General features: G+C 64.8%; 7 protein-coding genes. 6 read left to right on the top strand and 1 reads right to left on the bottom strand.

Annotated elements, in window-relative coordinates:
- Positions 1-91: 91 nt before the first annotated feature.
- From smpB to B2V17_RS06140, 3 genes are read left to right on the top strand one after another with little or no spacing between them, the layout of a single operon-like run.
- A complete protein-coding gene (smpB, locus tag B2V17_RS06150) occupies positions 92-574 on the top strand; it encodes an SsrA-binding protein SmpB (protein ID WP_292996268.1) in 483 nt (160 codons plus the stop codon).
- Positions 571-1,149: a DUF2062 domain-containing protein gene (locus tag B2V17_RS06145; RefSeq protein ID WP_292996267.1), complete on the top strand. Its 579-nt coding sequence runs from the start codon at positions 571-573 to the stop codon at positions 1,147-1,149. Before smpB ends, B2V17_RS06145 begins: the two co-directional genes overlap by 4 nt.
- On the top strand, positions 1,146-3,557 hold the full coding sequence (locus B2V17_RS06140) for a response regulator (RefSeq protein ID WP_292996265.1): 2,412 nt from the start codon (positions 1,146-1,148) through the stop codon (positions 3,555-3,557). The genes B2V17_RS06145 and B2V17_RS06140 overlap by 4 nt, the downstream gene beginning before the upstream one ends.
- Positions 3,558-3,562: 5 nt before the next feature.
- Here B2V17_RS06140 and B2V17_RS06135 read toward each other — a convergent pair whose 3' ends face one another.
- Positions 3,563-4,684 (bottom strand): glycosyltransferase family 4 protein, encoded by a 1,122-nt coding sequence (locus tag B2V17_RS06135; protein WP_292996263.1) that lies wholly within the window; start codon positions 4,682-4,684, stop codon positions 3,563-3,565.
- Positions 4,685-4,734: 50 nt separating this feature from the next.
- Here B2V17_RS06135 and B2V17_RS06130 point away from each other — a divergent pair, with 50 nt between their 5' ends.
- The 3 genes from B2V17_RS06130 (at position 4,735) to recA (ending at position 8,306) form a co-directional block, all read left to right on the top strand.
- On the top strand, positions 4,735-5,856 hold the full coding sequence (locus B2V17_RS06130; protein ID WP_292996262.1) for a glycosyltransferase: 1,122 nt from the start codon (positions 4,735-4,737) through the stop codon (positions 5,854-5,856).
- The gene (locus B2V17_RS06125) at positions 5,853-6,971 is read left to right on the top strand and encodes a glycosyltransferase (protein ID WP_292996260.1); all 1,119 of its coding nucleotides are present in this window, start codon (positions 5,853-5,855) and stop codon (positions 6,969-6,971) included. The genes B2V17_RS06130 and B2V17_RS06125 overlap by 4 nt, the downstream gene beginning before the upstream one ends.
- 267 nt (positions 6,972-7,238) lie before the next feature.
- Positions 7,239-8,306 (top strand): recombinase RecA, encoded by a 1,068-nt coding sequence (gene recA, locus B2V17_RS06120; protein WP_292996258.1) that lies wholly within the window; start codon positions 7,239-7,241, stop codon positions 8,304-8,306.
- Positions 8,307-8,548 lie beyond the last annotated feature (242 nt).

Below are 8,548 nucleotides of genomic sequence, written 5' to 3'. Positions count from 1 at the left end.
CCGTTGCGCAGCAATGGGGAGGCTGTGCGTGCAAAAGCAGGCGATGGAGGGGTATTCTTTTCCAACTTCAGCCCCTACATGCCACCCCATCATGGCCCGCCCGCACCACACAGAATTCGACAAGAAGAAGATCGTCGCCGAGAATCGGCGGGCGCGGTTCGACTATTATATCGAGGATACGACCGAAGCCGGGATCGCGCTGACCGGGACCGAAGTGAAGAGCCTGCGTTTTGGCGAAGGCTCGATCGCTGAATCCTATGCCGAAGTGAAGAACGGCGAGGTCTGGCTGATCAACTCCAACGTTCCTGAATTCAGCCACGGCAACCGTTTCAATCACGAGCCGAAGCGCCCGCGCAAGCTGCTGCTGAGTGCGCGCGAGATTGACCGTTTCACCGGGGCGGTCGAGCGCAAGGGCATGACGCTGGTGCCGCTTTCGATCTATTTCAACGGGCGCGGCCGGGCCAAAGTGGAATTGGCCCTGGCCAAGGGCAAGAACGTTGCGGACAAGCGTGCCACGATCAAGGAACGTGACTGGAAGCGGGATCAGGCACGGATTATGCGGGATTACAAATGAGCACATTCGTTTCCCGCGTCGCCGCCTGGGGCCAGCGCAATATGCCCAAGCGCGAGGAGCTGGAGCATAACCGCTGGGTCGGCCCGTTCGCGCGCCGGCCAGAACTGTGGCGCTTTACCCGCCGCTCGGTTCCGCGCGGGGTCGCGGTCGGCCTGCTGGTCGGCATTTTTGCGCTGATTCCGGGGATCCAGATCATCGGTGCGGCGCTGATGTGCGTGCCCAGCCGGGGCAATATCCCGCTGGCCGCGCTGATGACCTTCCTGTCCAATCCGGCCACGACCCCGTTCATCATCGCCGCCTCGATCTACCTCGGCAACAAGCTGGGCTTCCATGCCGATGTCTCGACCTTCAATGCGCTGATGGAAAGCGGCGCCGGCCTGCGCGAGTGGGCCTATTGGCTGCTGTCCGATGCGGCCCCGGCGATGCTGCTGGGATTGTTCGTGATTTCGGTGATCACGGCGGCAGTGGGCTATCTGATCAGCTCCTTCACCTGGAACTGGTGGGTCCGCCACAAGCGCAAGGTCGCGCTGGAGCGGATCCGCGAGGCGCAGGCCGCGGGGCAGGACCAGGGATGATCGCCGGCCAGTCCGCCCCCGGCGCCCGGATGACCGAGCGCCTGGTGCTGGGCGGTGCTTTGTTGTTCAGTGCCTTGCTGGTGTGGTTTGCCACCGGCGAAGCCGCGGCCGTGGTGGCTTTCGCTGCGGGGCTGGCTGCACTGGGCGCGATCGGCTGGATGCTGACCCGCCAGCCGGCAATCAAGACCGAAATCGAACTGGCCCTGCCCGACTGGTCGGTCACCATCGCCGCGATCGATCGCGGCGATGCGGCAATCGCAATTACCGACCGGGCGGGGCGGCTGGTCTGCGCCAACCCGCTCTACGAAAAGTGGTTCACCGCCGCCTATGCGCCGCCGCGCCTCGCGGTTGACAATGCCTCGCTCGAACGGCTGGCCAAGGCTGGCCGCTCGGCCTGGCGTGACGGCAAGGGCGCGGCCGACTTGATCGAGAACGGCGAAGGCGGACGCTGGAAGGCCAATGCCCTGCGTGCCGGGCGCGGCGATGACTATCTGGTCTGGACTATCGTGCCGCTATCGCCGCCCGATCTGGTCGGCGATATGGTTCCGTATCTCGACGGCAAACTCGGCCGGGCCATGGCCCAGGCCGGTTTCTCGCTGGCGATCGTCGATCCCGACGGCAAGATCCGCGCGGCCAGTGCCGGCTTTGCCCAGCGCGCCACCGGCGATCCCGCCGCGATCCTGACCGGGCAGGAATTCACCAGCCTGCTGCGCCAGGACGACGGCGACCGGATCACCTGGGCCCGCGACGGAAAGCGCGGTGCGCCGCTCAGCCTGTTTTACCTGCCGGTTGCCGATCCCGATGCACCCGGGCCGGTGGATTACGACAACACGCCATCGATGATCCTGCTGGCCGATCACGGCGTCGGCATCGGCGGCGGCGCGAGCGAGAGCACTGCGGCGGTTCCGCACCTTGAGGCGCTGCTGGCGCAGCTGCCGCTGGGGCTGGCCATGGCCGACCGCGACGGGCGGCTGCTGTTTGCCAATGTCGCCTTCATGCGCGCTGCCGGGCACGAAGGCGAGGCGCCGCCGGTCTATCCGACCGACCTGGTGGTGCAGGAAGACAAGGGCCCGATCTCCGATGCGATCCGCCGCTATGCCCAGGGCCCGGCCAGCAGCGGCGAGATCGGGATCCGCCTGCGCGGTCAGCCGGAAGAGCCGGTCTCGCTGAGCCTGGCCGGGGTACGCGGGCTGGGTGAGGCTGCGGTGCTGCTCGGCCTGACCGACACCAGCGAGGAAACCCGCCTCAAGCGTCAGGTCGCCCAGGCCACCAAGATGCAGGCAGTCGGGCAGCTCGCGGGCGGGGTGGCGCACGATTTCAACAATGTGCTGACCGCGATCCTCGGGATCTGCGACCTGATGCTGCTGCGCCATACGCCGGGCGACAGCGACTATGACGATATCCAGCAGATTCGCGCCAATTCGAACCGCGCCGCCAGCCTGACCCGGCAATTGCTCGCCTTCAGCCGCCAGCAGACCCTGCGCCCCGAAGTGCTGCAACTGCCCGACGTGCTGTCCGACGTATCGCATCTGCTCAAGCGGCTGATTGGCGAGAAGATCCAGCTGACGGTCAAGCACGACCGCGATCTTGGCCCGGTCCGGGCCGATCCCAGCCAGCTGGAGCAGGTAATCGTCAACCTGGCCGTCAACGCCCGCGACGCGATTCTGGCCAAGAGCGAAAGCGGCGGCAAGCTGACCCTTGCGACCAGGAAGATTACCGCTGCCGATGTCCGCGCGATGCGCAGCGGGATCATGCCGCAGGCGGACTATACCGCGCTGGTGGTGGAAGATAACGGCGGCGGAATTGCGCCCGATCACCTCGGCAAGATATTCGAGCCGTTCTTCACCACCAAGGAAACCGGCAAGGGCACGGGCCTTGGTCTGTCGACCGTCTATGGCATCGTCAAGCAATCGGGCGGGTTCATTTTTGCCGACAGCGAAGTTGGGCGGGGGACCAAGTTTACCGTTTACCTGCCTGTCCACCAGACGGCGTCGGGCGAAATCACAGGCAAGGCGGCAAAGGCCGAACAACAGGTGCAGTGGTCCGGGGGCGGGCGCATCCTGCTGGTCGAGGACGAGGACATGGTCCGCGCCGTCGCCGAACGCGCGCTGACCCGGGCTGGCTATACCGTAACCACCGCCAGTGATGGCGACGAAGGGCTGGAGATCGTCGAGGGCGGAGCAGAGTTCGACCTGATCGTCAGCGATGTGGTCATGCCGGCGATGGACGGTCCCTCGATGGTCCGCGAAGTGCGCAAGCTGCGGCCCGAGATGCCAGTGCTGTTCATGTCGGGCTATGCCGAGGAACAGCTCCGCAAGGAGCTCGACCTCGCCAATGTCCATTTTCTGGCCAAGCCGTTCTCGGTTCAGCAAATCGGCGACAAGGTGGGGACGGTGCTGGCCGGCTGAGGCCGTCAGGTGATCGGCCGGTTCAGCGCCTCGCCGTAAAGTGCGCGATAATTGGCGACCATCGTCTGTTCGTCGAACTGGGCGAGCGCCTTCGCCGCATTCGCCTCACCAAGCGCGCCCCGCAAATGGGGGGCGCCGGCAAGTTCGCGCAGCGCGTCGGAAAGCCCGACCAGATCCTCGCGCGGCTTGACGAAGCGGCGATTGGGCTCGCTGACCATCGCCGCGACATCGCCGACATCGGTTGAAACCACGGGCAGGCCCGAAGCCATCGCCTCGACCAGCGCGATCGGGGCCTGTTCGCTGTCGGACGACAAGGCAAAGATATCGAAGTCCCGGTACAGCGGCGAAGGATCGGCGACGTGACCAAGCAGGGTGACGCGCTGCGCCATGCCCTGGGCGGCGATTTCGGCCTCGATCGCGGCGCGGTCGGAGCCTTCGCCGGCGATGGTCAGGCGCAGGTCGTCTCCGGCCAGGGCCACCATCCTGACCAGACGCCGGATGTTCTTGACCGCGCGAAGTCCGGCAACGGTTCCCACCGTGAGCGGACCCTGCCGAGGGCTGCGCGCCGCCGCCTGCCCGGCAAAACGGGCGAGGTCGATGCCGTTGTCGATCAGGCGGATCTTGCCTGCTGGAACGCCCCATTCATTGCGCGCGATCCGGTCAAGCAGGCGCGAGGGCACGACCAGTGCCCGCGCGCTCGGCAGGGCCAGCCAGCGATAGAGGTTGCGCCGCCAGTTGCGCCGGACCGCTTCGTCCTCGTCAAACCCGTCTTCGTGATGAATCAGCAGCGGCAGCGACAGCCGCCGGGCGAACAGGCGGTGCGCCATGACCAGATCCATCGCCCCCCACGAATAGGACAGTACCAGATCAAATTGGCGCATATATTGGGCCAGAGCCCGATAGCGCGCCAGCGCGGGGCGGCCGAGCAGGGCTGGGGCATCGCTCCCCGACAATTCGAACCGGGCGGCGGGGTCGAGCGCATCGAGCGCGGAGACGCGCTCGGGGTCTCCAACCAGCAGTGTGTGGTGAAGATCGCCGCCCAGCGCATTGATCAGCCGGACCGTGCGCAGTTCCTTGCCTCCGGGCTCGAAGGTAGAATGGGCATGGAGGATACTGGCGCAATCCATGGCGACGGCTTAAGTGAAACTTAGCCGATTACAACTAATTGTCGACGGCTATGATCCTGTTTTTGCGCACTTCCGATACGGGCATCGATTCCCGCCTGCGCCGCTATATCGCGGCCTTGCAGCAGCGTGGGCTGCCTGCGGCAACCCTGTTTTGGGATCGCAGCGGCTCGGCAATCGGATTGCCTAACGTGCGGGAATTCCGTTTCCATGGAGCGGGTTACTTCCATAGACCGATCTTCACCGCAGCCTTTCTGATCCTGTTCGCGCTGTTCGCGATCTGGAAGCTGTGGTGCCACCGGCGCGAGATCGCGCTGGTCCATGCGATTGACCTTGATACTGCGGTCCCGGCGCTGGTCGCCAACCGCCTGTGGGGTGTTCCATTCGTCTTCGACGTCTATGATCACTATGCGGATTCGCGCGGGCTTTCGGGCCGGGCGGCGCGGTTCGCCAACTGGATCGAGCATTGCGCCATGGCCCGCGCAGCAAAGGTGATCCTGGCCGACCAGGCGCGGGTCAAGCAGCATGGCCTGACCGATCTTGCCAAGCTGCTGGTGGTTGAAAATGTCCCGATGGTCGAGGCCCTGCCCTCGGCCCCGATCCGAGGCGATGGACCTTTGCGGATTGGCTATCTCGGCACGCTCGAGGCGCGGTTTCGCGGGATCGAGGACGTGCTCAAAGTCGTTGAAGAATCGCCGGATCTGGAGCTCGATATCGCCGGGACCGGGGTGCTCGAAGACCTGGTTCGGGCCAGTGCAGCGGGTTGCTCACGAATTCGTTATCACGGCCCCCTGCCGCATGACGCGGGCCTGCGGCTGATGGCCGATTGCGACGTGATTCTCGGGCTCTATTACAGCGATGTCGCCAACCACCGGTTCGCTGCCCCCAACAAGTATTACGAGCACCTCCTGCTCGGCCGCGCGCTGCTCACCAGCCGCGGAACTCCGCCGGGCGACAAGGTGGAGACGGACGGCACCGGCTGGGCAGTCGAGGACGGGCCGAGGAGCATACAGGCGGCACTTGAGGTGGCGACCAGGGAGCGCTCACTGGTACGGCAAGCGGGCAGCAAGGCCGCCGCGCTGTGGCAGGCCCGCTTCGCCGGCTATTTTCAGCGGGCGATCTGCGGCGACTATGTCGATGCGGTGCTGCAATACCGCCGACCGATTTCGGCATGAGCGCACCGCTCAAGGTTCTGCAGCTCGCCAGCTGCGGTCCGCTTTACGGGGCCGAGCGCTGGATCCTGGCGCTTGTCCGCAACCTCGATCCGGCGCTGGTCGAAAGCCACGTCGCGGTTATCGCCGATTCGCCTGATGCGGAAACGCCGCTGCTCGATCTGGCCCAGGCCGCTGGGGCGAAAGTACACCGCATCCGTGCCGACGGCCGCCTATCGCTGGCCGCGGTGCCACAATTGCGCCAGCTGCTTCAGGATGCGCCGATCGATGTGATCCACAGTCACGGCTACAAGCCCGATGCGTTGACCCTGCTCGCCGCGCGGGGGACCGGCACGCGAACCTTGACCACGGCTCACGGCTGGAGCCATGCGGCGGGGCTCAAGGTCGCCGCCTATGAAATGTTCGACCGCGCGCTGTTGATGGGCTTTGACGCGGTTGCGGGCTTGTCCGAGGATCTCGTCGCCGGGCTGGCCCGGGTGCCGTTAGTCAAACGCAAGCTCCATTACATCCCCAACGGAACCGACCTCACCGAACTGGCCGAGGCCGGACCGCTGCCACCCGATTTGGCCGCACTGAAACAGCGCGGGCCGGTGATCGGCTATGTCGGACAGCTGATCGAGCGTAAGAACCTCGAGACCTTGCTTCGCGCCTTTGCGCAGCTGGGCCATGCCGATGCCAGCCTGGTCCTGCTTGGGGAGGGGGAGGAGCGGGCCCGGCTGGAGGCGCTGGCCCGCGACCTGGCGATTGCCGATCAGGTCTGCTTCGCCGGGTTCCGACCCGATCGGCTTGCCTGGATGAGCGGGTTCGATGCGTTCGTGCTGCCATCGTTTGTCGAGGGCATCCCCCGCGCGATGATGGAAGCCATGGCGCTCGGATGCCCGGTGGTGGCCAGCGACATTCCCGGGACGCGGCAACTGGTCGATCATGGCCAGACCGGGCTGCTGTTTCCACCTGAGGATCCTGCCGCGCTGGCCCTTGGAATCGAACGCGCGCTGGGCGAATTGGGCAGGGCCATGGCCACGGCCGGCCAGCGCCGGGTCGAAGAACGGTTCAGCGCGGCAGCCATGGCTCGGCGCTATGAACGCCTGTTCGCGGATTTGGCTGGGCGGAAGGCCTGAGTCCCTACGCGATTAGTCCCCAGCTTTCGATTGGCGCTCTCGCACTGGCCGTCGTATGGTCAGGTGGTCGACGCGAGGGCAACGCCTAAAGCGTTGATTTAACGTAAGGGTTCCCAGGTCGAAGGCTGATCCCAAAAGCCAACTCTGCGACAATCTTCATTTCGGAACAAAAAGTGATCGTTCTTCTCTTGTTCTGTTGGAACAAACACGATACACAGAGTCGCAAGTTGACCTGTCCGGTCGGCTGGTTACGCAAGGGGAACTTCGATGGGTGCTCAACTCAAGCTGATTCAGGAAGGCAAGGAAACCATGGACCGTCAGAAGGCGCTCGAAGCGGCGCTGGCCCAGATTGATCGCGCATTCGGCAAAGGTTCAGCGATGAAGCTGGGCTCGAAGGAAACGATGGAGGTGGAGGCGATCTCCACCGGTTCGCTCGGGCTCGATATCGCGCTGGGCATCGGCGGCCTGCCGCGCGGGCGGGTGATCGAAGTCTATGGTCCGGAAAGCTCGGGCAAGACCACGCTGGCGCTGCATGTCATCGCCGAAGCGCAGAAGAACGGCGGCACCGCGGCCTTCGTCGATGCCGAACACGCACTCGATCCGGTCTATGCCAAGAAGCTCGGCGTCGACATCGACGAATTGATCGTCTCGCAGCCTGATACCGGTGAACAGGCGCTCGAAATCGTCGATACGCTGGTCCGTTCGAATGCGATCGACGTGCTGGTGATCGATTCGGTCGCCGCGCTGGTTCCCCGCGCCGAAATCGAGGGCGAGATGGGCGATAGCCACGTTGGCCTTCAGGCCCGTTTGATGAGCCAGTCGCTGCGCAAGCTGACCGGTTCGATCAGCCGTTCGCGCTGCATGGTGATCTTCATCAACCAGCTGCGGATGAAGATCGGGGTGATGTACGGCAATCCGGAAACCACCACCGGCGGCAATGCGCTCAAGTTCTATGCCTCGGTCCGGCTCGACATCCGCCGCACCGGGCAGATCAAGGATCGCGATGAGATCGTCGGCAACACCACCCGGGTGAAGGTCGTCAAGAACAAGGTCGCCCCGCCGTTCAAACAGGTCGAGTTCGACATCATGTATGGCCAGGGCATCTCCAAGATCGGCGAGATCCTCGACCTCGGTGTCAAGGCCGGGATCGTCGAGAAATCGGGCGCCTGGTTCTCCTACGATTCGATCCGCATTGGTCAGGGCCGTGAAAACGCCAAGACCTACCTCAAGGAAAATCCCGAGATCTGTGACCGGCTGGAGGCTGCGATTCGCGGCCAAACCGATGGTCTTGCCGGGGAGATGATGGCCGGTCCCGACGGGGACGAGGATATCTGATCCCTGAGAGCTTCCGGTCCGGCAGGCCGCCCGCCTGCCGGTTCCGGGACTGAACGGAGGGCACCCCCGTTCCCCGTATCCCGCGGGGTGTCCTCCAAACCACAGGCCGGCGCGGCGAGCCTTCCCCCAAGGCTCCCGCGCCGGTTCTGTTATGGCTGTCCCGGCATGGGGCAGGGCGGATCACATCCGGACAGAAAGGGCAGACTTGCGCTAGCTTGGACGCATCAATGCTGGAGACTGCC

It is taken from the genome of Novosphingobium sp. UBA6272 (assembly GCF_002440635.1).
In the GTDB taxonomy this organism is placed as follows: domain Bacteria; phylum Pseudomonadota; class Alphaproteobacteria; order Sphingomonadales; family Sphingomonadaceae; genus Novosphingobium.
This window is presented reverse-complemented; position numbering and strand designations above follow the sequence as displayed.

Coding starts and splice junctions, on each gene's coding strand:
- smpB (WP_292996268.1), top strand. CDS start 92: ATGGCCCGCCCGCACCACACAGAATTCGACAAGAAGAAGATCGTCGCC.
- B2V17_RS06145 (WP_292996267.1), top strand. CDS start 571: ATGAGCACATTCGTTTCCCGCGTCGCCGCCTGGGGCCAGCGCAATATG.
- B2V17_RS06140 (WP_292996265.1), top strand. CDS start 1,146: ATGATCGCCGGCCAGTCCGCCCCCGGCGCCCGGATGACCGAGCGCCTG.
- B2V17_RS06135 (WP_292996263.1), bottom strand. CDS start 4,684: ATGGATTGCGCCAGTATCCTCCATGCCCATTCTACCTTCGAGCCCGGA.
- B2V17_RS06130 (WP_292996262.1), top strand. CDS start 4,735: ATGATCCTGTTTTTGCGCACTTCCGATACGGGCATCGATTCCCGCCTG.
- B2V17_RS06125 (WP_292996260.1), top strand. CDS start 5,853: ATGAGCGCACCGCTCAAGGTTCTGCAGCTCGCCAGCTGCGGTCCGCTT.
- recA (WP_292996258.1), top strand. CDS start 7,239: ATGGGTGCTCAACTCAAGCTGATTCAGGAAGGCAAGGAAACCATGGAC.